The organism is Paraflavitalea soli (assembly GCF_003555545.1).
Taxonomy (GTDB): Bacteria; Bacteroidota; Bacteroidia; order Chitinophagales; family Chitinophagaceae; genus Paraflavitalea; species Paraflavitalea soli.
The window spans coordinates 6,908,365-6,932,718 of sequence record NZ_CP032157.1 but is presented as its reverse complement, the minus strand read 5'-3'; the positions used below and the strand labels follow the sequence as shown (position 1 = coordinate 6,932,718).

Sequence of the window (24,354 nt, the reverse complement as noted above, 5' to 3'; positions counted from 1 at the left end):
CGTATATTTTTTTGTTTGCTTACTGGCCGGTGCCAGTCCTTCACAACATTGTTTCTAAAATGAACCCATGTAAGCCCTTCGCTGTAAGATCTTCGCCACGGTATTGGCCAGGAGTACAGCATTGGCAGAACTCTGCCCACTTTCAATACGAATACAGGTGACGGTATACGAAGTATTATCGGGCGTGGGTGCAAAGAATACATACCACCCATCGGACTGCTTTTCTCCTTTGATAATACGCTCGGGTGTACCTGATTTACCTGCTACCCTGGTATCCTTGATCTTTAGCTTACCGGGTGTACTGGACTGGTCGATCATGAATTGCTTCAGCAAAGAAGCATAGGCAGTATCCTTAGCGATCTTAATTCCTTCGGGCAAGGGTGTTGGTTTTCCGGCTTCCTGTAAAGAATACCGGGAGGGTTGCAACAAACCATGATTGGCGATGCCACCTGCCATCCTGGCCATGGATGCCGGAGTAGCGGTCAGTACGCTTTGGCCCCAGGCAATGCCGGAAAACAAGCTGCGGTAACGTTTGGTAGTACCTACATAGTTGGGGTTATTGTATTGCTTGCGGTCGTGGTTGAGCACCTCCTTTCTCCAGGCGGCCAAATCGGCTGATTGTTTCTGCACATCATTTGATCCGGTATAGTTATAGCCACCACGCTGTTCCAGGCTCATGCCTGTTGCTTCATACAAGGCGGCCATTTCTTCTTCCAGGTGGTTTTCGTTGGCCAGGCGAATGAAGAAGATATTGCTGGAATTGACAATGGCTTCGTGCATGTCTACAAAAGGAACTTTGGGAATAAATGGCTCCTGCTCTCTTTTATTGTCGCGGAATATTTCAGGGCGATAGATATCGTTGTACCTCACTTCGGTAGCTGCCATACCCATTTTATTAAACCCAGCCATGGCGGTGAGTATTTTAGCGGTGGAGCCAGGGGCTGTAGAGTAGGTCATACCAAGGTCTCTCTCTGTGACAGGTGTTTCCAGCTGATTCCTTTCCCTGTCGGACAATTGCATGAGTTCGGGCGACTGGAGGTTGGGCAATGGATTCAATGCAGATGCCAGTACATCGCCGGTGGCTGCATCCAATACCACTACGGATATCCGTTTTTGCTGAAAGAGGCTGTTGCGCAGGGAGTCCTGCAGTTCTACCTGCAGGGCAGCATCTACTGTGAGCTGTATGTTCCTATCCTTGTCTCTTATCTTCCTGATGGCAGCTTCGTTGGTATCGATACCACTCTTTAGCCCATCCACCAGTGCTGTATAATCGTACCGGGCCATAGGCACTGTTTTATAGAAGGGCCTGGTGAAGCGGTCAGGCTGATAGAGGGTATATACGGAATCCTGTATTTCACGGGTTACGCCAAATCCTCTCAGCGCGGTAAGGTGCCGTGCTTCTGCAAAATAGCCATTGGCCTGCCCCCAAAACAAACGGGTATTGTAATCGCCTGTCCAAAAGAAAAGACCTTCTGCAAAGGGATAAAAGCGCCGCACTCTTTTTTGCATCAGCTGGTGCAGCCAGGCGCTGCTAAGGCCGGCACGCTGCAGTGTATCCATGTTTTGCTGAATAGTACCTGGTTCACTGGTGGCAAGTACGAGGCCCTTGCGATCATATACATTGCCGGCAGCAAGCAGGCGCATGAGCTTATCTATACGTGGATTGTAGCTGTATACGGGCACGCCGTTGCGCATGACCACACGTGCCTGCTTTACGATGTATTTATCACGGTCGATGACCTGCACAAATAATAATTTAGCGGACAGGGCAATGATGCCGATCAGGAAAAAGGCGATACCGGTTGCCAATACGGGATCATAGTTCTTTTGCATGCGCTCGCGCTGCACTTCCTGTCCTTCCCTGGCGGAGATACCAGCCACAATGCCCATGGCGGCCAGGTTGATGATGAGTGATATTTTGCCATAACTGAGAAATGGAACGGCTACACCGGTAAGGGGCAGTAATCCAATGGAGCCACCAGCAATGATGAGGAGCTGGATGCCGATAGTAATGGCAATACCGGCACAGAGGTAAAAGGTGAATGGCTGACCTGATCTGCGTGCATGGAGGAAACTGCGGTGAATGAGTATGCCAAACAGCAGCAATACAGCCACGAGGCCCAACCAACCCAATTCTTCACCGATACTGGGCAGGATCATGTCGGTATGGGCAGCAGGCATGGTGTTGGGGAAACCGCGACCTATGCCCTGGCCTGAAAATCCACCGGAAGAAAGTGTCCAATAGGAATGGGCGAGGTGATCACCGCCAAATACATCATTGTCCCATTGGCTTAGCCACATGGCTTTGCGATCGGCCAGCCGCTCTCCTATGCCGGGCACCTTATCGCCAAAGGCAAAAGCGGCTATGACCATGATGATGATGACAGGTGCATCGGCGATGGCAGCAAAAGCGCCATACCATTTGGTGCTGCGGAGGTTACCTTGTACCAATAAGCCGATCACTACCAGGAGCAGTGCCGCTGCGGTAGCCATCCATCCGGGCAGCACCAATAACAATCCGCCATATATCAGCCCTGCCATTACAGTAAAGAGGAGGTTGCCACGGGCGATGCTGTAAAAGAATAAGAAAGTGAAACACACTACCAGGGCAGGTCCCATATCGCCCATAAAAAGATAGAGGGCGAGGATAAGACCAATGCCGGCAAACACGCCCCAGTTGATGTAAAAGCGCCAGCGTATATCTGACAGGTTGCGTATATTCTCTTCATTGGCAGCGAAGAATGCCGCGAGGAAAAATAACAGGAGGTACTTGGTGATCTCACTGGGCTGGAAGGTAAATCCACCCAGCTGGAGGTTTACTTTTACACCACTGCCCTCAGGCCCCGTTCCAATCAATACGGTGGTGATGGCCAGCGCTACGGCCAGGGCCAACCAGGTCCATCCTTTGAGCTGGTAGATATGCTTATTCCTGAAGTTGAACAAGCCATCAAACCACCAGCGGGTATACCAGGCGCCTACATTCACACTACTGAAGACAGTATAGGCAACAAGCCCCGCTACAATGCCCTGCAGGGTTTGAAAAGCATGGAGTGAATCGGTAAGGGGATGCTGGATACTAAAGAGGGTTAATACGGATATGCCACACAAAAGCAAGAGTACGGGCAACAGGAAAATATCGGGCTGCCGTTTTCTGACGGACAGGATGAGGTGTACAATAAAGAAAGCGAGGATAAGGCCACCGGCTATGATCTGAAAGCTGGTCTTGAATTCTTCGGGTGTCCGGACTATTAAAGCGCCATCTTCTTTTAATTGTCCGTATACGATGGAACCTATGAGTCTTATTTTATGTGGCTTTGCCACAAAGGTGAAAGCAGGGTTATTCCTCAGTGCACTGGTACCTTTTCTGCTGCCAAATTCGTAGCCGGGTTTCAAGGGCAGTACACTGTACCCGGAATCACGAAACAAACCAGCAAAGGCAAACTCGCCTTTGGCATTGGTGCGTGCGTAACCAATGATCCCGGTGAGTGAATCTTCTTCGAGGGAAGGTATGTGCTGTCTTAATTGTACCAGCACACCTGGCATGGGTTTATCCTGGTACAGGACCCGCCCCGTCATTTCCTGATCACCAGTTGCAATCATGACCCGACCTCCCGAAGAGGACGCTCCACTTAACAATTCACTGTTGACGGGGCTGGTTAACTCCTGTACGTATAAAGCAGAATCGAACCCAAGTCTTTGGCGGGATGCCCGCAGGCGATCCTGAAAATCAATTCCTCCAATGGTTGTTTTCCATGGCACGGGAGCGGTAATGGCATAAGCGCCTTTGTTGAGCGCACCCAGGTTGTCGGGCTGGCCAAGGGCGAGTAACTTACCGGCGAGGGAATCCACCAGCAGGTCAACATCGCGCTGATCGGTATAATAGGAACCATCTGTAATCACCTTTCTTAGCACGTCCTTGTTCACAACGCTTTCCAGCTTTAAAGCCCTGCCTTCCAGCAGTGCGGTATTTGTTTTTGCCAGTTGTGGCGAGAGTGCCTGAAAGAGGTTGAAGAACAGGAAGAGGAGTATTAATGCCGCACCTGTGAGGAGGAGCCAGCCTTCTCTTTTTACATAATGATTGGTATTGCCTGCCTTAACAGCCATGTATTATTGCTGATTATTTTTTATTGTGATCCCTTTACAATAAGCTGGTCAAACGATACTGTTTGGGCGCCATCCACCCGAAGGCCAAAATAATTGCCAAAGCCACCGGTAAAGGATAAGGTCTTTTCCAACCGGTCGTTGATCAGGAAACGGAGTACGGTGCCATGCTTTTCAACGGTGAGCATGTTCATGCCGGCATCCGGGCGGATATTGGCTGAGGGTGTCCAATCCACGAACACCTTCCATTCATCTTTTATTAAAGCCCCCACAGAATAATACCCGTTGGAAGTAATATAAAAAACGAAGTAGGAATCCTGTTGCTGATCGCCACAGAAGTTAAGGCCAAAAGGATCGCCGGCGCTATCTCCCCAATGGGTAGCATTGGCCATGATGGTGAAGTCTTTATGGATATCCAGGTTGAATTTAGCGGCCGTAGAATAACTCAGGCTATCGGCCAATCCTTTCATAATGTATTTCCCATCTGCCAGGTTGAACTCACTGGTCTCATCTTTCCCAATATCCCAAATGGTATCCTGCGGATCACTAAAATCATTGTAATACACGCCATTGTTCAAGGTTATGCCCGGGTTGGTTTCGGGTGTTCGTTCGGGAATATCTTCCTGAACAGGTTCTATAGGGATGGCAGGAGCCTGTATGGGCGCCGCCAGGTATTTTCTTTTTCCCGAGGGGATATTGTATTTGACCTCCTGCACATGGGATGGTTTAATATCAGGCGGCGTGGTCTCAGCAGCAATGGCATTTGACTTAACAAGGGTGGTCCAGGAAAAGAAGATGGCCACACTGATCAGCAACAACACAACAGCAATAAAAGTGATCTCACGTTTTTTGGTGGGCGGGGGCGGTGGAGGCGCCACGTATTTGACGGTTTCACTTTGTTCAGCCGGCGGCAAGGTTCTGATGCCCCGCAGGTCTTCGATAGCGGCCATTTTTAAGAGGTGTCGTACCTGGACAGGATCGGCCAACCGGTGGGAACCTTGTTTGGTGAGCAGACCTTCCATCAATAACATCAGGCTGGGTGGCAGGGAACGATGAGCCGGCAGCCGGGGCACGGGGATGGGCGAGGCGATCACACGGTTGATGTGCATTAGGAGATCGTCCTGTTCATATTCAAATGGAACAAGGCCGGTGAGGCATTCATAGATCACCACACCCAAAGAATAATAATCGGTAGGGGTGGATACATTTTTTGATTGGTTGAATTGCTCAGGTGAGGCGTAATCATAGGTGAGCATGGAAGCTCCGGTAACGGTAATGGTGTCGGACTGCTCGCGCAATTTGGCAATGCCAAAATCGGTGAGTAAGAAATGGATCTCCCCGGTAGGGAGTCTCCGGTACATGATATTCTCGGGTTTCACATCGCGGTGCACCACTGCTTTGGCATGAATGGCATCCAGGGCTTCGGTCATATGGTGTGCCAGGCGGATAACGGTAGCGATGTCCAGGGTATGGTGCATTCTCAACAAGCTGCGCAGATCGCCTCCCTCTACCAATTGCATTACGATATAGGGCAGCTCTGCATCGAGGTGCACTTCTATGATCTTAACAATATACTCATGCTGGATGGACTTCATGATCTCCGACTCGCGCTGGAAGCGCCGGAGGGTATCGGGTTCTGTATTAAAAGCAAAGTGCTTGATGGCAACCAACTCACCTGTTTGCAGACTTCTGGCTTTTAATACCCGTGCATTACCCCGTCCCAGTTCGCCGAGGATCTCATACCCCTTAAAATACTCTCTAAATATCGAAGTGGCCATGGTTTATCGCTTGACGTTGTTCATGATCAAAAGGGAGGGATGGCTGCTATCGGATTTCACAAGATTATTGAATGGATATTTGATATTTTCAAAGACGAGGTTATCTGTTTTGAGGAGAATGGGCACCTGTACTTTGATGCCGGTCTCGAAGTTCTTAACGCGTATATTTTTAATGAGGATGGTATCACCGGGATTGGCAGACCTGTCATTGATCTCAATGGCGGCAAACTTTGTCTGGTTGTTTTTAGCGGGCAGGATCACCAGCGTTTTGCCAATGCTGTCTACATATTGTTGAATGTATTTCCAGCTTTTAGTAGCGGCTATCCGCAGCGTATCTGTTTGTTCTTCGACCACCGGGCCGGGGACGGCGGGATGATTCACGCGCACGGCCGTAGTCGCTTTATTACTATCAACAACAATAACTTCAGGCGGTGGTATCTCCATTCTTTTGGGCGGTGTAAAATACCAGCCTGCTCCTGCTACGAGCAGGAGGATGAGGGCGGCCCACAATAAACGGGGCGGCGTATTGTGCGTTTTCGGTCGTGGATCGGCAGTTGATGGTCGGCAATCGGCAGTCGGCAGTCGGCAATCGGCAGTCGACAGTCGGCAATCTTTTGCTTCGACTGGTGTAGCTGGTTGTGCATCTTTTACTTCGGCAATTGGATTTACCACGGGCACCTGCTTTTTGGCGGTGACAGGTTTACGCTTTAGCAATACTACGGTGATGTTGTCGTTGCCCCCCATTTCGTTGGCCAGGGCAATGAGACTGCTCACCTTATTGGGCAAGGGTTGTCCGGTAGATAGTACGGTGGTCACCTGTTGTACAGTGATCATATCAGTCAAACCATCACTGCACAATAGTAAACTATCGCCCGGCAGCAACTCATCGCGGCCATAATCCATAAAATCTTCATCATCCAGCCGGTGCGGGGTAGACCCTACTTCCCGGAGTATCTGGTTGCGATGGGGGTGGTTCATGGCTTCCAGCTCGGTCATTTCTCCTGCGTCTTCCCGGATGCCTACAAAAGAATGGTCCTTGGTCAGCTTCTGCAGCTTGCCCTCTCTGTAGCGATAAAGTCTTGTATCGCCTACATGGGCAAAATAAAGAGATTGGGTGGCTGCATCGGCCACTACTGCGGTGAGCACACAACACATTTCGCTGATGTGCTGGTCTTTTTTTCTTTCTTCTACAATGCGGTTATTGGCAAAGATGACGGCTTCCCGCAGCATAGTGAGGGTATCGCCCTTGGGCAATTGCATGTATTGTATAATACTTTCACGGGCAATAGCTGCGGCCTTTTCACCGCCGGTATATCCCCCTACTCCATCGATCACAGCCAGCAAAGCATTGTCGGGCGACCATAGCTGCTGCGCAATCCAGGCGTCCTGGTTTTCTTTCCGACGCCTACCCGGATCCGTATTTCCGCTGATGAACATGCTTTTCATTTTATCGGGGCAGGTTTTTAAAATGTCGTATTAATAAGAACACCACAAACAAACAGAGGGCACATGTGCCGATCACAGATACGGTCATTGTTGTTGCTGTTTAAATTCAAGGGTTATGATGCCGTTCAGTAACACCTGGCTTTGGGGTTCAAGGTCAAACCAACGGGGGCTATGGGCTTCACTCCTGGCAATCACCACTTCATTGACCCTGGTCTCATTGGAACTGAAACTGGCAATCTGAAATTTTCCGGTTGCTTCATTCAACCGGATGCGGGCATGGGGATTGGATACATAACTGGATTCGATGAGCAGGTAATTGCTATAGCCCTGGTTTTCGGGTTCCTTCCGGGCAATAACAATTTCAGTATCCTTCATGAGGTAGGTGTCGGACTTGTTCTTATCGCCCATAAAATATTCGATCCTGGCCAGGCCACTGTCCATATTGCGGGCCTGCCGCAGCAATGATCCGCCACCGAGGGAAAGATCGCTGCTAAACTTGACGGTAAAGTTGCCGCTTTCGGCAAAATGGATATGGCGGAGCACCTCCAGGTTAATGTCCATCTTATCGAATACATTGGTGGCTTTGGATTTCATGGTCACTTTGGCGGTATGCCTTCTTTCGCCACTCATACTACCAGTCTTTATGCCGGTGAGCATGCCAATGATCTTTATATCGTAGGGGCTGATGCGCTCGCTGTTGAAATCGGATGCCGGACCAAACCTGAACTGCCAATGGGAGGAAACGGGAGACAGGTCTTCATAGTCTTTCCTGTACACTTCAAGTTTCTTGTAAAACATTTTCACGGCCTCTTTCACGACCACGGGAAAAGAAGGCAACCGTTGTTCATAGACATCGGGATGCAGGATGACAAGGAAATGCATGTTGAACACCAGGCTCGCTCCTACGGATTCGGTTTTACAGGAATCATCGAAGCAATCCAATAATTCTTTCAGGATATCATTGTTGGTAATGGGTGCAGCAGGTGAATCCTTCGTACTTTCCGGGATCAACCAATTTTTCATTGCACCCAAAAAATCTCCTGGTCTTCGCTTCATAATTAGCCGGTTGTGTATTTTAAAAATACAGGGAGGGTTTGTTTCTAATTAAATGTAGAAGATTTTGATGCAGGTGAATGATAAAGAAAACCTAAAACGGGAGGCTGGTGCAGCCTTTATGAATTCATTAAGATAAACGGAATAAAAATGTGTTTTGGGTTGATGCGGGCGCAAAAACGCAGCATACCTTATTTTATTGCTAATAGGAAATGTTAAAATGAAGCACGTGAATCGGTCCCGCCCTTCGGCGGGAGCAACCGGCAATCTATTGTTTCGAAGGGAGCTTGAGTCCGTTTGCTTCGGTGGACGAAAGAAATTTGTATAGCTTAGCGGGGTGGAATACATTCTTGTTTCGGGACTGCTGCTGGTCGTTATGGCGATGAGTGTAAAGACAGGTAAACTGTCTATCCCCGCTGCCTTGGCGGGTGGGTTAACAGGATTTCTCGTTTTTGGCGGAGGGGGCTATACGGGTCTGCTGATGCTGAGTGCTTTTTTTGTGCTGGGAATCTGGGCTACTTCGCACGGGAAAGCCATTAAAGCAACCATCCTCTCCCAAGAGCCCCATCCGGAAAAACGACACGCCGGACAGGTACTGGCCAATGGCGGTATCGCCGCCCTGGCGGGACTGCTGGCCATGATTGATCCTGTCCATGACGTGGTTTACCTGCTGATGATGGCCGCCAGTCTTGCCTCGGCCATTGCGGACACGCTTTCTTCTGAACTGGGGATGGTGTATGGCCGTCATCATTATAATATACTGACATTCAAAAAAGACCAGAAAGGATTGGATGGTGTGGTAAGCCTGGAAGGCAGCTTGCTGGGTATGGGTGGGGCAGCGGTGATGGCGGTTATCTATTCGCTGTTCCAGGGGTTTGGGAAAGACAGTCTCCTTATTGTACTTGCCGGTGTGCTGGGCAACCTGCTGGACTCTTTGCTGGGGGCTTCACTGGAACGCAGGCACCGCATTAACAATGATGTGGTGAATTTGCTCAATACGCTGTTTGCGGCTTTGATTGTATTGTTCCTACGATGAAGGGAGAGGGCAGCCCCGATGGGGCAGAATACACGTTTGCTACACGGAGCTACAAAGCGGTAGCCCCTAAAGGGGCAGAATGCACGTTTGCGACACAGGGCTACAAAGCGGTTGCCTCCCGCTTGTGCGGGACAAGCTCTACAGGGCAAAATACACCTATTAAATAGAGGTTTATTATTACGGCTTCTCCAGCATATTCCTGAAAGTTGTCATGGTGGAGAAAAGGTTGTTCCGCACAATGGGATCGGCTATCCAGCGGGGTACTTTTTTACTGCGGTTGGTAGAAATGATATAAGCTACTCTCATATTTCCATTCTGGGCATCTTCAAAATACCATTTGCCTTTGGTGCCGGTAATCCGGGTAACGGAAGTAGTAACAGGAAACTGATTGTGCAAGGTACTTTCAAAGCTAATAGTGCCGGCTCTTGGATTAGCTGCATCCTTGCTCACGGTGTAGGATAAGCAGCAATCCTGATCGCCGAACGGCCAGGGTATGCTGTACCGGGTGTAGGTAACCCAACTGGTATGGTTACCAGATTGTACTACGTTGTATTTCTCGGCATTTGTATTCCACTGTTTTCCTTTTGCCTGATCGGTCAGCAGTTTAATAACAGATTCCACATCGGACCGCACGGAAAAAACAGCTTTCACCTCCCGGATGTTCCCACCCTCCGCACCGGGTATCCACCTTTCATACAGGGACACCCCATCATCCTGTTTCACCAGTTTGAACTCCCCTTCGCCGGTGATCCCGGCATTGGATGACTGTGCCAGCATTACCAGCAAACAACCAATGATCTGCAACCTTTTCATGCTACTACTTTTAAATGGTAAGACAATTTTGGCAATCAAAACCCCTATAATAATCGACAAATTCCCCGCTACAGGATAAGCTTAGCCATGATTAATAACCAGGATACAAAAGTGTAATTCGTATGTCTGAGGACCTATGATTTTCCGATGACCTGTTGAATGAGGCTGTTGAGTTGTAGAAAAGGGAAGGGATCAGTATATTTAATGATCATTTGAAGGATATGAATAAACGACTGCTGTATGTACTTTGCCCGATAGTGCTTTGTATCGCTATCTTTTCGCAGTGCGTTGATCATGAACCGGATGGCCGTGATATAAGGGGTGAAAAATTTGCCGGCGCCGCCACCTGTGCAGGCTGCCATAAAAACATTTACAACGCTTATCTCTCCACGGCCCACGCCACTACTTCCCGCCCAGCTTCTGCCAGCTCTGTCAAAGGCAGCTTTGCTGCTCCCGGAAACATTTTCCACTATACGGGCAATACCCGGGTGATCATGGAAGAACGCGGCCATGAACTTTTCCAAACGGGCTACCTCAATGGCGCACTCCAGGGCAGTTATCCATTTGATATTGCGATCGGTTCGGGCCGCAAGGCACAGACGTATCTATACTGGGCAGGTGGTAAATATTTCCAATTGCCTGTTTCCTATTTTGTTCCGGCACATAGCTGGGCCAACAGTCCCGGTTTTCCTGCCACCCATCCCAAGTTTGACCGGGTGATCCCAAGCACCTGCTTTGGCTGTCATAGTTCTATGGTCGACGTAAAAGAAGTAAAGCAACAAGGGATAACTGCCGTAGAAGAATTTGAAGAGAACAAAATAGTATATGGCATTGACTGTGAACGTTGTCATGGCCCTGCAGCAGACCATGTAACCTTCCATACGGCACATCCGCAGGAAAAGAAGGCCATGCATATCACCACCATCAGCAGTTTGGAGAATCAACCCAAACTGGATATGTGTGGCATTTGTCATTCCGGCTTAAAGACAGCACAGAAGGCTGCTTTTGAATTTAAACCGGGAGACGCGCTATCAGATTATTTTTATCCAGACTTTACGCGGGCTACCAAGGCCACTGAAATAGATGTGCATGGCAATCAATACCAGTTATTTACTGCCAGCGCCTGTTTCAGAAAAAGCAAGGGCATGAATTGTTCATCCTGTCATAATGTGCATGCCACGGAAAGATCTTTACCTGTTCTTTCCAAACAATGCATGAATTGTCATACGGAGGCAGGTCATAATTTTTGTACGCAGCAAGGCCTGCCTGTCGCCACACTTTTGCAAAATTGTATTGATTGTCATATGCCGGCGCAGCCTTCCAGCAAGATCGCCTTACTTACCAACGGCCAGGCAAGTCCTACGCCTGATTCCATACGCACGCACCTCATCACAATCTACCCGGACGAAACGGCCAGGGTGATGGCCTTGCTGAAAAAAGACAGTACAGAGCGCCACCCTTAAAATGAAAGAAGTCTTATTTGAACCTGAACCTTACACCCAGGTTGAGCCCCAGGCCACCGATGTTGATGAATGATTTGAGGTCATTGGCTGGTTTGTTATTGTCTTTGTAATTGGTGACTGTGCCAGTTGTACCGGTGGGGGTATTGGAATTTTGATCGAGGGTAGTTACATAATCGGTATTGCGTTCTGCTACACTCAGGTCGTCAAGTCCTCTTTTTTGCTGGGGCGCAACCTCCTGCCCTGTGGTACTATTGACGATCTTAGTCACTTCATCATAGGTAGTTATTTCCTTGCTTTTACTTTTTACTGGTATATTCCTGTATTCTGTTTCCAGGAACAGGTCAAATTGTTTCTTCAGGGTATAGGTAACGCCAAAGGCTCCCTGGAAGCCAATGGTGGGATAGGGTTTTATTTCTTCCTTTCGGTGAATAGTGGTCTGCGCTACAATAATTGCAGGCTGTCCGGGTACAGGGCTTGTTTTGGCGGCATCGGTCTCGATGTACAACCGGCCCCACAGGGGTGTTACCACACCAAAACGTATATAGGGATTCCATTTTTCATAGCCGGGACTTAAAACAATACTGGGTGCAAAGTCAATTGCATTCACGTATCCATGCGATTCAATACTGCCTACGACGGTATTGGTACCCTGGATGGTGGTGATGGCGCGTGTCATGAGGTTTTTCGCACTGTGGAAATAACAGAAAGTAGCTTCTACCGAAAAGTATTTGTTGATCATATACCCTACAGACAAACCACCTCTTACACCTTCTCCATAGGAACCGGTCAATACTTTTTGTCGTAAAGTAGTGGTAGCACCGCTAACGGGATTGATGGCTATGTTTTCGTCTTGTGGAGGATAGGGGCCTACGTTGGGAAACTGGCCATTGGATACGCTGAAGAAATAACCGCCGGATGCTTTCAGGTAGAACTTACTTCCCGGGCGGTCCTGGGCTTTTGCACAGGTTAAGGTTATCATGACAAGGACAATGGCCAGCAAACATTTGCGGTGGTTCATATAGAATACTTTTGGAGATTTTAATAAGGTTACGGTCTGCGGATTACCGGAAACCTTATATAAAAATCATTCCACTAGCCTCCAGTCCTTTCAAACTTATCCAAATGCGATAAAAAGTACCCAAATAAGCAGTTGTACCGTTAGTCCCATCAGCAGGGTTGCTACGCTGTATACTTTGAGGGTAGCTGCTGTTTCGAGATTGGAAAAGCGGCTGATGACCCAGAAGTAAGCGTCATTGGCATGACTTACCATCATACTGCCGGCGCCCATGCTCAGGATGGTAAGGGTTAAGCCTGTGGGAGATTGTAATCCCAGGCTTGCCAGCAAAGGAGTGACCAGTGATGCAGCCGTAATGACGGCCACGGTAGAAGAACCTTGCGCGGTCTTCAGGATAGCGGCGATCAGGAACGGAAAGAATATGCCCAATGACAAGCCACTGAGCAGGTCACCCAGGTTTTTACCCATGCCGGTAGCCTGGAGCATTTCACCAAACATACCGCCGGCGGCAATGATGGCCAATATCATCCCGGCTTTCTCTACACCACCTGTAAGCCAATGGGACCATTCTTTTTTATCTTCTTTCCTGATGAGGGTAAGGGAGATCAATATCCCAATGGCCAGGGCTATCACAGGTTCTCCGATGAACGACACGATGTGCAACATGGTTTGCTGTGCGATGGCTTCTTTGGTAGCAAAGAGGAGCAGGACGGATTTGGCAGCGATCAGGGCTATGGGCAATATAACGGGCATAAAGGAACGCGCTGCGGGCGGCAGGTGTTTGGGCATTTCCTCACTGGTCTCCGGTTCGATGTATTCATGGGTGATTTTCCTTCCACGCCACACGCTCCATAAGTAACCTACCAGGGCGGCCGGTATGGCCAGGCCAATACCCCAGAGCATCACCATGCCCAGGTTGCCGCCGGCAGTACCCACTGCTGCTGTGATGCCGGGATGGGGTGGCACCAGGCAATGTACTGCATACAAAGAAGTGGCTAACACAGCGGCCATGACGGGCATACGAAAATGTGTTTTCTTGACGAGAGAGTGATTCAATCCGCTCAGGATGATGAAGCCGCTATCGCAAAAGATGGGCAGGCCAACAATAAAGCCGGTGAGGGCTACGGCAGCCGGTGCATTTTTCTCTTTCACGATGCGCAGGATAGCACTGGCCATGCTGATGGTAGCGCCGGTCTTTTCCAGTATGACGCCCAGGGTGGTACCGAATATAATGAGCAGCCCGATCTTTTCCATGGTGTGGCCAAAACCGGTTTTGAGGATACCCGGTATATTTTCAAAGGGCAGGCCACTGAGCATCCCAACACCCAAGGCAGCGATCAATAAAGCAAAAAATGCATTGACCTTTTTATAGGCGGTGAGCCATATGATAAAAGCGATGCTGGCAATAAGAAGTAATAACAGGTAATAAGTGTTTGTCATCCCGCCGGGTTTTATTGTATGAGGGCTATCATGATATCCATTACATTGGTTTGTGTAGGGCCTGTTATCACGAGGCTGCCGGTAAGTTCCAGGAAAGGATATGCATTATGGTTATTTAGATAGGTTGTTATATCCAGGTTCTTTTGTGCAGCCTGGTGTACTGTTTCCTCATCTACCACAGCACCGGTAGCATCGGTGGGGCCGTCTGTACCATCGGTACCGCCGCTGAGAATGGTAATATTGCCCGCGGTGCTTTTATCACATTTACTCAATTCATACAGTGCTGTCAATGCAAAATGCTGGTTCCTTCCTCCTTTCCCACCGCCGGTTACCTGCACGGTGGTTTCGCCTCCCTGTATGATACAGGCGGGCTTTTCGCCTTTGTATTGAATGGCAGTATTCACCAGTTTTGTTGCTTCCTTTCCAGCATCGCCGGTTATTAAGGAAGAGATAATATGAGTTTGGTATCCCAGCGCTTTTGCTTTTTTGGCTGCTGCATCTACAGCTACACGATTACTCCCGATCACGGTATTGCTAGTATGTTGAAAAAGAGGATCGCCGGATTTGGGTGTATCAGGGATCAACCCATTTCTTCCCTGCTCCATATGCTTCTGCACGCTTTGAGGTAATCTTTTTAATAAATTGTATTTGGCAAGAATGGCATGGGCGTCTTGAAAAGTAGAAGTATCTGCTACGGTAGGACCACTGGCAATAACCGCCAGATCGTCGCCCGGAACATCGCTGATGATCAAAGAAAATACTTTGGCGTCCCGGCAATGCCGGATCAGCTGTCCGCCTTTAATGCCCGACAGGTGTTTGCGAACGGTATTGATCTCGTGGATGGCAGCGCCGGACCGTATCAACAGATCAAAAGTTGTTTGTACTTCGGACAGGGTGGCGCCGGGCGGTATATCGCACCACAGGGCTGATGCGCCACCGCTGATGAGGCAGATCACAATATCCTGGTCAGTTACCTTTTCCAGTAGTTGTAAGGTTTCAGCAACGGCTGCTACACATTTTTCATCGGGTACGGGATGGGCGGCCTCCCTGATCTTTATTTTTTGAGTGGGAAGGGCATGGCCGTATTTGGTAGTGATGAGACCATCGCTGATGAGATCGCCCAATATCTTCTCGGTCTCAGTAGCCATAGCGGCAGCTGCTTTGCCCGCGCCAATGACATAAACCTGCCGGAATGCTTCACGGGGGATGGACTGGCCACAAATGGTGAGCACGCCCTGATGATACACCAGGTGCTCCTGCATCAGGTGGGCGGGTTGCACGGATTCGATCGCTGATTGAAATATCTGAACTGCCTTTTCTCTCTGCATGATGAAGATAAAAGAACTAATATAGCTGATTTCAACGGAGGCAGGGTGGCCTTACCATTAAAAAAACAAAAGGGTGAGCTTTTTTGCAATGAATATGGACCCCACAGGCAACAGCATTATAACAATCTTTTACAATTTTGCACCATCGATTCCCACCTGAAAGAGTAACCACTAACTGGACCCTTGTTTTTTTAAACATCAAATACCATTATTATCATGAATGCAACATCTTTCAGGATGTACAGACTTGCCATGGCCTGTACGTTAACCGTGCTCCTCACTTCTCTTGTGTTGAGTAGTTGTAAAAAATGGGACGATCATCATCCCGGCCAACCAGATTCACCCAGCGCTTATCCTGCTGACGTCGCTGACAAATGGATGCTTATGCAGTTAAGATTGATGAGGAATGCGACCGGTATTCCCAACCAAGGGTTTTCCAGGCATTATGCTTATACAGGCATTGCTGCGCGGGAAGCGATTGCGCCGGGTATGCCCGAGTATGGCGCCTGGAATAAAAATTGGAATGGCCTGACTGGCTTGCCGGCAGCTGGTCATTCAAAGAAGTATTACTGGCCGGCCAGCGTCAATGCGGCTTTGGCGGGTATGAACAAAGCTATGTTTCCCAATGCCAGCGCCACTGATAAAGCGGCTGTCGACTCCCTGGAAAATGCGCTCAGGGAAACCTTTAAGGTTGACGCAGCAAAGCTGGCCCTCTCTGTTCAATTTGGAAAAGACGTGGCCACTGCGGTGTACAACTGGGCAGAAACGGATGGCTATAAAAATGCCAACAATCCGTATACACCTCCCGTTGGTGATGGGTTGTGGAAACCTACGCCGCCGGCCTTTGCTGCGCCCGCTACCCCTTATTGGGGCAATAACCGGCCGGTTGTAAAAGGAAGCCTTGCCAACTCAACACCAACTCCTCCGCCTGCTTATTCAACCGATCCTGCCTCTCCATTTTATAAAATGGTAAAACAAGTATACGACGCATCACAAGACCTGACGGCCGATGAAACAGCCATGGCTATTTTCTGGAGAGATATACCGGGCGTATCATCACCCGGGCATTGGCTTAGCATATTGCAACAAACCGTCCGCCAGAAGAAGTCCTCCCTGGCCAAAGCAGTAGTAGCTTATGCACTCACTGGCGCAGCCACCAATGATGCATTGATCGCCTGCTTCCAGTTGAAATACCAGTACAACCTGGTAAGGCCCATTACTTATATCAGGGAAACGATGGGATATACAACCTGGAATTCGACATTGGCCACGCCTGCCCATCCGGAATATCCCTCTGCACATTCCACGCTTTCTGCCGGGGCTGCCCATATTTTCGAGCAGCTCTTTGGCAATATCCTTTCCTTTACCGATCACACGTATGATTATTTGGGATTTGCGCCGCGCACCTATACTTCCTATACCGCCATTGCCAATGAAGCGGGCGTATCAAGGCTGTATGGGGGCATACACTATCCCTCATCTATCGACGCAGGTTTGCAGCAGGGAAAGAAAATAGGTGAGAACATATACAATCAGGTGTTGCCGTCGAAATTTACTACGGATTAAGTCTATGATATTTATCAATGGGCCTCACCCCCTTATTGAGGTAGCAGGCTCATTTTTCAGTATTTGGGTGGACAGTTGATCCTTAAGCTTTTGTGGAATTGGGCATACAAAAGAAGCTTGCTGATGCTGGCAATACTACCATTATTGGGTATAGCCAGGGTTGAGACAAGTAATAACTTTGTAACCCAATTCTTTTCCCTTGTACAACTTATATGCAAAAATAGCGGGCAACCCCAATTACTACCGGCAGTTGAACTGCAGGGATTCGCTTATCACCATGATCAACTGCCAGTATTCAACCAAATATGAAAATTTCTGGAGTGATAGCAATTACATCGTTTATATCATGGATGGCAGGCGGGTATGGCATACCTCCCATGGTTCTTATGAGTTGCAAAAGGGCAGTTGTGTTTTTGTAAGGAAGGGGGCATGTATTGTAGAGCATTTTACAGATTCCACGTTCTGTGTGGTAGTGTTTTTTGTGCCCGACGAATTCATCTGCGAAGTATTGAAAAGCAAATCTTCGCCCATTTACAGATCCGGAGCTTCCTACGATCCGGTGATGGCCATTGACAACAATGAAGCGGTACATGCTTTCTTTCATTCTATGTTGTCTCATTTCGATGCCAACCGCACACCGGACGCCTCCTTGCTGGAACTCAAATTCAGGGAACTGATCCTCACCATCGCCGACAACCCGGAGAACAGTGAATTGCTGGCTTATTTTTGCGCCCTGCTGCAGGAGCCACAAAGTGTATCGCTGCAACGGGTGATGGAAGACAATTACTGCTTTAACCTGGGGCTGGAAGAGTTTGCCCGGTTAAGTGCCAGGAGTTTATCCGCGTTTAAAAGAGATTTCCAAAGGTTATTTAATACCTCTCCCGGCAAATGGCTCATCGAAAAAAGGTTGGACCATGCATTGCACTTGCTCACCAATATGGATAAGTCGGTGTCTGATACCGCTTTCGAAAGTGGCTTCGAAAGCCCTTCCCATTTCAGCCGGGCTTTTCGCCAGCGATTCGGTAGTTCTCCGCTTGCTATCAAGCAACAAGTTTTAGTTTGATTTATTCCCAACCGTGGTGTCGGGACTTCTTCCTCCACGTCCACAACCCGGATCGGATTGAAAGGTGGGGAGCGATGTCAAAGAACTGTGGACGACTGGCGGGAGAGGGTTGGCAGGTTCACTCTTCCTGCTTTCCCAAGCGAAATCTCCTTTTGGCAGTGACAGACCGATACAGCAAAGCTACAGTGGTTCCCACTCCCGTTATTCAAAAATGGGTCGGGCTTGTCCGAGACCTGGGACGAACGACATATGTCTTGGGACGAACCGCCTTTTTTCCTCCAAAACACCTGTCGAGTTGGGACGGAAAGAGGAAACACCTGGGACGAACAGCCAACGCTCAGGGACGAACGACACATTTTTCATCCGGGCTTCTCTTTGCCTCCTCGGATCCTCCTCTATGCCTCCTCTTTGGCTCCTCGGGCCCCGAGGAAGCAATGAGGACCCAAAGAGAAGGATGTTAGGATCTATCAAGGTACCATTGAGGACAAACCCCGCCAGACTATTGCCATATATCTTTACCAACAGGGCTTTATTTATGTCTTTGAATTTTCAATAGCAACGTTTTGTTTTCACCGCTTACGTCACATAAGCCATTTGCATATAGATTGTCACTAACCGCGTAGAAGTTACCGTAGACATCAGCAGCGATGCCTTCTATATTAGTATTATAAGCATTGCAATTATCAAGCGCCGCTTTTTTCAACGAAAAGAGAAGCGAGGGCGTGCCAGTCAGCCATTCCTGACTATTTCCTTTCGGGCTGATTTCAAGATAACGGATTGAATAATTGTTTTCCTGGTTACAGTTATTGACAAGGAACGGGCGGGTTCTTTCCCCAAAATAAGCAGACTTCAATAAAAACAAGGTGTCATTTCTGTAATGCAGGTCACAATAGCGTTCTTTTGTTACCACGCCCAGTAACCGTTGTTCCACTAGGACGATCTTGTCGGCGCGTATAATCCCCCTATAAAGAACAGCGCATCTGAGTGATTTTACTTTTTCCAATAACAGCACAATAGTGGTGTCATTTAAAACAGCAACACCTTCGAACCCATTGCCATCTGTAGGTTTATGTTGAAAGCCGTTAAAATCTATTATGTATTCAACAGGTTGTTGACTAAAGGTCTTGTTGTATTTTCTGACAACATTTGCAGCATCATCCGAGGTATAAAAAAAGCCATTGTGGTAGGCGAGGCCCTCGGTTGCCCCAACCGTCATGCTCGCTGTTCGGTATCGAAGACTGTCGCTCACAATTTTACCAATATAAATTTTCCCGCATTTTTCAGCGGGCAGATAAAGGCTATCATCTACCGAAGCAATGGAAGATATCTGCAAGGCCTTTGAAAAAGATTTGCCCAATGCAACATTAGAAAAATGATATGTTTGACCGGACGTATTAAACGCCAGTCCCATGGCAAGAAGACTTAATATACGTTTCATATCTTAGAATTGTTGTGCATAAATGTCCGCTTCATAACCCAGATCAAAATACAGGGTATTATCAACCGACGCTTCTTTCTGAATATCGCAAAAGGAGTCTGACCATTTAGACTTCTTCCCAGGCAGAATATAGCAGCTCCGATAATGCAGAGCACTGCATTTTAAAGTAATAGCTGCGGGATTGTATAGGCATCTATTATAAGGAACTTCGTGCACTAAGGTATTCGATTACCTGTATGGCTAATACCCGTGAAAACACCTAAAACATGTCGGGACTTTTCAACCACCCGGGTGAGGGTTTTACAAATCAACTTCCTTAACAAACCGGTTACTTATCAGCCATTCGATATACTTTCTGGACTTTTTCTTTTTGATGGCATTTTCACGCTTGATAGCTTCAGAACGGCTACCATAAGATTCAAAATAGCGCAGCCGCCAAGGGCCTTTGCCGGAAGTATACTGGCTCATTCCCTCAGAATGTTTACTCATCCGGCAGTCGAGGTCATCACATTGACCTATATAAAAAGAAAAGTCCTTCAAAGATTGAAGGACATACACATAAAATTTTTCATTGTGTTCCATACACCAATGAATTTTTGCGGAGACGGAGAGATTCGAACTCTCGATACCCTTTCGAGTATACACACTTTCCAGGCGTGCTCCTTCAACCACTCGGACACGTCTCCATATTTAAAAACAACTCAATTCGAACTAACGATACCCTTTCGAGCTACACACTTTCTCCCGATTGCTATCGGGACTCCTTCAACCACTCGGACACGTCTCCATATTTAAAAACAACTCAATTCGAACTAACGATACCCTTTCGAGCTACACACTTTCTCCCGATTGCTATCGGGACTCCTTCAACCACTCGGACACGTCTCCATATTTAAAAACAACTCAATTCGAACTAACGATACCCTTTCGAGCTACACACTTTCTCCCGATTGCTATCGGGACTCCTTCAACCACTCGGACACGTCTCCATATTTAAAAACAACTCAATTCGAACTAACGATACCCTTTCGAGCTACACACTTTCTCCCGATTGCTATCGGGACTCCTTCAACCACTCGGACACGTCTCTATATTTAAAAACAACTCAATTCGAACTAACGATACCCTTTCGAGCTACACACTTTCTCCCGATTGCTATCGGGACTCCTTCAACCACTCGGACACGTCTCCTTTAAAAATGGGTGGCAAAAATACAGTTTCACGCCCTATCAACCGAATATTTTTTGAGCATTGGCCGTAGTTATTTTTGCGACCTCCTCTTTAGACACGCCTTTTACCTCCGCCAACTTCTCCAACACATACTTCAAATAACTGCTTTCATTCCTTTTACCCCGGAAAGGTACCGGCGGCAAGTAGGGTGCATCGGTCTCCAGGACGATATGCTCCAGCGGAATATCTTTTAAAACTACAGGCAGGGTAGATGTTTTATAGGTCAGTACTCCTCCAATACCCAGGTAAAAGCCGGCATCAATGATCTGCCGGGCCTGCGCTTCTGTACCGGTAAAGCAATGAAAAATACCCCCCAACGCTCCCTTCTGGTGCTCCCGCACAATACCGATGCATTCATCCATCGACTCCCGCGAATGGATCACAATCGGCAACCGGTAATGCAAAGCCCATTCGATTTGTTGGTGAAAAGCCTCCGCCTGCTGATTATCAAAAGCCCGGTCCCAATAGAAATCCAGCCCGATCTCGCCTACCGCCACAAACTTGCGCTTGCCCAGCCAGTCGGCGATGATGGCCAGCTCCTCCTTGTAATTCTCCTTCACAGAGGTGGGGTGCAGTCCCATCATGGCAATACATTTACCGGGAAAACGGGTTTCCAGGTCCAGCATGGCCTGGTGGCTCTCACTATCGATCGCCGGCAGGTAAAACCTGTCCACCCCCTCCTCCACCGCACGGCCAATCACGGCATCAATATCACCCGTAAAGCTCTTGCTGTATAAATGGGTATGAGTATCAACTATTTGCATTATTTCGTCTTTTCTGATCCGCAAAAATAATTGAAGAATAGTTAAACCATCACCCCAACTTTCCGTCTGAAGACGTTAAATACTATCACAAATCCCGTTTTTATGAAAATCATGAGCAACCTCTCCAAAGGCTTAGTCACAGCCGCCTGCCTTATTGCAGTAGTTTTTGCAGCTTGTAAGAAGGACGCCTCCTCTTCCACCGACCAGACAGAGAAACAGGAATACGCCACCAACACCACCCAAGCGGATGCTGAATCGGATGCTGTTTTTGACGACGTACTTAGTAATGTATTGGGTGTCAATAGCGACGTAGCTATCGGCGGCACGGGTGTTTTCGCAGGCCGCACAGCAACCCCTCCCACTAATGGCAAGGAATATGGCGTAGATGGGCCTACCTGCTTTACCGTCGCCTTTACCAAATTAAACGGCACCAATGCCTTTCCCCTGCAGGCAACCATTGATTTTGGCGCCGGTTGTACCGGCCCCGACGGCAGAACCCGTAAAGGGAAAATGATAATTGTCTATACCGGCCGCCTCATACTGCCCGGAAACAGCGCCACCACTACTTTTGATGGCTTTTACCTGGACAGCTTAAAGGTAGAAGGCACGCATAAAGTGACCAATACCAGCACCCAGGATAAGAGGAGCTTTGCCATTGAAGTGTCCAGCGCTAAGTTGACCAGGGCTAATGGAAATTACAGTACCTGGAACAGTGCGAAGACGATCACCCAAACGGGTGGAGCAGCTACTTTGTTGGACCTCAGCGATGATGTGTTCACCATTACCGGCCAGGCCAGCGGAACCCTGAAAAAGGGAGATAAGACCTACCAATGGGATGCCGTCATCACCACTCCCCTGGTAAAAAAACTTACCTGCTGGTGGATCGGCCAGGGTACAATTACCATTAGTCACAATAATACCCCGGTTGGGGTACTGGATTACGGAACCGGACAATGTGACCGGAAAGCCACCCTCACGGTGAATGGGGTCGTATTTGAAATATCTTTGGTTTAATCAAAAAATATTATACCTTTAAGTCAGTTTTCATAGGGTACGGATTAAAAACGGGCCAGGGTGTCTACCCAGGCCCAAATTTTTTTAAGGCCTTCCCTCCAATTTTGGGAATCCCCTACACGACAAATTTTCAGGTTTTTAGTACTATTTCTCTACAACTGAATAGCTTCAAAACGATACCCCTTGCCACTAAAATATTGCAGCATATCCGGTAATGCTTTTTGCATACGCGGAAATGCTTTTTCACTATCGTGAAAAACAACGATGCTGCCCCGCCTTGTTTTATTGATCACATTCAAGGCACAATGCTCAGCAGAAAGACCCTTATCAAAATCTCCGCTTAATACATCCCACATTACGATCTTAAAGCTTCGGTTGGAACCTTTATACGCTCCAATGCCAGACAGTATTTTTACCTGAAATCGGGTGATCTTGCCGTATGGTGGCCGGAATAGGTTGGAATCTATATGTTTCGCAGCTTCCAATATGTTATGGACATACTGATCGTTCTTTACTTTCCATCCATTAAGGTGATTATGGGTGTGGTTGGCCGTTCGGTGCCCCTCCTCCAAGATCCGCCGGTAAATAGCGGGATTTTCCACTACATTTTTACCGATACAAAAAAAGGTTGCTTTGGCCTGGTACTGCTTTAAGGTGTCGAGTACGAAGGGGGTGGCCATGGGGTGCGGGCCGTCGTCGAATGTGAGGTAAATGATCTTTTCCCGGGTGGGAATATCCCAGGTACAGCCTGGATAGAGCTTTTTGAGCAGCCATGGAGTTTTTACAAAGTAGAACATGGTGGTACAAAAATAGCAGAAATTACTCTGCGTACCCTGTTATATGGTATACCTTCTCCTCATAGCGGAAGATCTTTCCATTCTTCTTCAGGTATTCTTCCTGGCCCCGTTCGCTGGTCAGTATTTTATCGAGGTATTTTTTTACCGTAGGATCGGGCGCCGTAACCGGACTGCCACGCACAATAGCAGCTTCTATATATCCCCGTAATAAGGGCTCCAGTTCTTCCTGGAACAATTTGTTACCGGCAAATACATCCATGCCGATCACCTTGTCGCCACTTACGCATACAAAGCCCGTTATGCTGCTATCCTTCATGATCTTGTCATAAAACTGCTGGAAGTATTCCATCTCCTGCAGCATATATTTTTTATCCTGCTTCCGGGCAGTATAAGCCAGGGTGGGCGCTTTGACGCCGCTTCCATCCAATTGTCCGAATATTTCTTTCCACACCAGCACCTGGTTCCTGGACTGATCCACCACCTTGCGCAGGCCGGGATCGGCGTAACCATAGTACCCAAACTTTTTCTCCTTTTCACTCCACCGGCCTTCTTCCACGCACATGACATCAATGTATTGGTCCCTGCCATTAGGCGCCAATACCGTGTCTTTGGTTACCATGCGGTCCTGGCGACCACCCGTAATGATCTCGCCCGAGGCAATGAACACCGCCGTATCGGAGCTATTGTTGATTCGTAAATAATGTACATTCTCGGTGGAAGCCGTACCCCGCTCACTTATTTTAACGTAACCCAGTTTTAAGGCCTGGCTGAGGGAGATGATGGGCCTGCCGCTTTGCTGCGGGAAACCCAGCGGATTACCGTTGCCACCTCCTTTGGGACGGATAGGAATTATTTTGAGGTTTTTATACGTCCAGGTGCTGTCATAATCCACCTCCAGGTTTTGGTAGGTAAGCTGTGCCTGTGTACATTTTACGGTAAAAAACAGCAGGAGTATGAAGAGTCCTTTGGACATAGATAATATATTAACGACCGGTCATCTAAAATAGTA

Annotated in this window: 18 protein-coding genes and 1 tRNA gene; 5 read left to right on the top strand and 14 right to left on the bottom strand. The window is 48.2% G+C overall.

Going from position 1 to position 24,354, the window contains the following annotated elements:
* Positions 1-54 precede the first annotated feature (54 nt).
* From D3H65_RS26705 to D3H65_RS26690, 4 genes are all read right to left on the bottom strand, one after another.
* Positions 55-4,104 (bottom strand): FtsW/RodA/SpoVE family cell cycle protein, encoded by a 4,050-nt coding sequence (locus D3H65_RS26705; RefSeq protein WP_119053228.1) that lies wholly within the window; start codon positions 4,102-4,104, stop codon positions 55-57.
* 20 nt (positions 4,105-4,124) lie between these two features.
* Positions 4,125-5,879, bottom strand: coding sequence for a serine/threonine-protein kinase (locus D3H65_RS26700; protein WP_119053227.1), 1,755 nt, complete (start codon positions 5,877-5,879; stop codon positions 4,125-4,127).
* Positions 5,880-5,882: 3 nt separating this feature from the next.
* Positions 5,883-7,325: a PP2C family protein-serine/threonine phosphatase gene (locus D3H65_RS26695; protein WP_119053226.1), complete on the bottom strand. Its 1,443-nt coding sequence runs from the start codon at positions 7,323-7,325 to the stop codon at positions 5,883-5,885.
* An 84-nt stretch (positions 7,326-7,409) separates the two neighbouring features.
* Positions 7,410-8,381, bottom strand: coding sequence for an FHA domain-containing protein (locus D3H65_RS26690; RefSeq protein WP_162915828.1), 972 nt, complete (start codon positions 8,379-8,381; stop codon positions 7,410-7,412).
* A gap of 334 nt (positions 8,382-8,715) precedes the next feature.
* Between D3H65_RS26690 and D3H65_RS26685 the strand changes: the two genes are divergently transcribed.
* A complete protein-coding gene (locus tag D3H65_RS26685; protein ID WP_245999598.1) occupies positions 8,716-9,414 on the top strand; it encodes a DUF92 domain-containing protein in 699 nt (232 codons plus the stop codon).
* A gap of 177 nt (positions 9,415-9,591) precedes the next feature.
* On the opposite strand, the gene D3H65_RS26680 is transcribed toward D3H65_RS26685, so the two are convergent.
* Positions 9,592-10,227 (bottom strand): START domain-containing protein, encoded by a 636-nt coding sequence (locus tag D3H65_RS26680; protein ID WP_119053223.1) that lies wholly within the window; start codon positions 10,225-10,227, stop codon positions 9,592-9,594.
* 221 nt (positions 10,228-10,448) lie between these two features.
* Here D3H65_RS26680 and D3H65_RS26675 point away from each other — a divergent pair, with 221 nt between their 5' ends.
* The gene (locus D3H65_RS26675) at positions 10,449-11,690 is read left to right on the top strand and encodes a multiheme c-type cytochrome (RefSeq protein ID WP_119053222.1); all 1,242 of its coding nucleotides are present in this window, start codon (positions 10,449-10,451) and stop codon (positions 11,688-11,690) included.
* A 13-nt stretch (positions 11,691-11,703) separates the two neighbouring features.
* Here D3H65_RS26675 and D3H65_RS26670 read toward each other — a convergent pair whose 3' ends face one another.
* The 3 genes from D3H65_RS26670 to D3H65_RS26660 form a co-directional block, all read right to left on the bottom strand.
* A complete protein-coding gene (locus D3H65_RS26670) occupies positions 11,704-12,708 on the bottom strand; it encodes an outer membrane beta-barrel protein (protein WP_119053221.1) in 1,005 nt (334 codons plus the stop codon).
* A 96-nt stretch (positions 12,709-12,804) separates the two neighbouring features.
* On the bottom strand, positions 12,805-14,145 hold the full coding sequence (locus D3H65_RS26665) for a GntP family permease (protein ID WP_119053220.1): 1,341 nt from the start codon (positions 14,143-14,145) through the stop codon (positions 12,805-12,807).
* An 11-nt stretch (positions 14,146-14,156) separates the two neighbouring features.
* A complete protein-coding gene (locus tag D3H65_RS26660; protein ID WP_119053219.1) occupies positions 14,157-15,473 on the bottom strand; it encodes a glycerate kinase type-2 family protein in 1,317 nt (438 codons plus the stop codon).
* 216 nt (positions 15,474-15,689) lie between these two features.
* On the opposite strand from D3H65_RS26660, the gene D3H65_RS26655 reads away from it, so the two are divergent.
* Positions 15,690-17,039, top strand: a complete 1,350-nt coding sequence (locus D3H65_RS26655; protein WP_119053218.1) for a vanadium-dependent haloperoxidase — start codon at positions 15,690-15,692, stop codon at positions 17,037-17,039.
* 199 nt (positions 17,040-17,238) lie between these two features.
* Positions 17,239-18,102 carry a helix-turn-helix domain-containing protein gene (locus D3H65_RS26650; protein WP_119053217.1) on the top strand — a complete coding sequence of 288 codons (864 nt, stop codon included), beginning with the start codon at positions 17,239-17,241 and terminating at the stop codon, positions 18,100-18,102.
* 529 nt (positions 18,103-18,631) lie between these two features.
* On the opposite strand, the gene D3H65_RS26645 is transcribed toward D3H65_RS26650, so the two are convergent.
* The 4 genes from D3H65_RS26645 to D3H65_RS26630 all read right to left on the bottom strand — a co-directional run bounded on the left by D3H65_RS26645 (position 18,632) and on the right by D3H65_RS26630 (position 21,534).
* The gene (locus D3H65_RS26645; RefSeq protein WP_119053216.1) at positions 18,632-19,540 is read right to left on the bottom strand and encodes a hypothetical protein; all 909 of its coding nucleotides are present in this window, start codon (positions 19,538-19,540) and stop codon (positions 18,632-18,634) included.
* Between the two features lie 300 nt (positions 19,541-19,840).
* Positions 19,841-20,122, bottom strand: coding sequence for a GIY-YIG nuclease family protein (locus tag D3H65_RS26640; RefSeq protein WP_119053215.1), 282 nt, complete (start codon positions 20,120-20,122; stop codon positions 19,841-19,843).
* A 17-nt stretch (positions 20,123-20,139) separates the two neighbouring features.
* Positions 20,140-20,226 (bottom strand) — tRNA-Ser (locus D3H65_RS26635).
* A 543-nt stretch (positions 20,227-20,769) separates the two neighbouring features.
* A complete protein-coding gene (locus D3H65_RS26630; protein WP_119053214.1) occupies positions 20,770-21,534 on the bottom strand; it encodes a TatD family hydrolase in 765 nt (254 codons plus the stop codon).
* A gap of 102 nt (positions 21,535-21,636) precedes the next feature.
* On the opposite strand from D3H65_RS26630, the gene D3H65_RS26625 reads away from it, so the two are divergent.
* Entirely contained in the window at positions 21,637-22,548 is a 912-nt protein-coding gene (locus D3H65_RS26625) for a hypothetical protein (RefSeq protein ID WP_119053213.1), read from the top strand.
* A gap of 152 nt (positions 22,549-22,700) precedes the next feature.
* Here the strand turns inward: D3H65_RS26625 and D3H65_RS26620 are convergent, their stop codons facing one another.
* Both D3H65_RS26620 and D3H65_RS26615 read right to left on the bottom strand, forming a co-directional pair.
* Entirely contained in the window at positions 22,701-23,345 is a 645-nt protein-coding gene (locus tag D3H65_RS26620; protein WP_119053212.1) for a polysaccharide deacetylase family protein, read from the bottom strand.
* A gap of 22 nt (positions 23,346-23,367) precedes the next feature.
* Entirely contained in the window at positions 23,368-24,318 is a 951-nt protein-coding gene (locus tag D3H65_RS26615) for an ARPP-1 family domain-containing protein (protein WP_119053211.1), read from the bottom strand.
* Positions 24,319-24,354 lie beyond the last annotated feature (36 nt).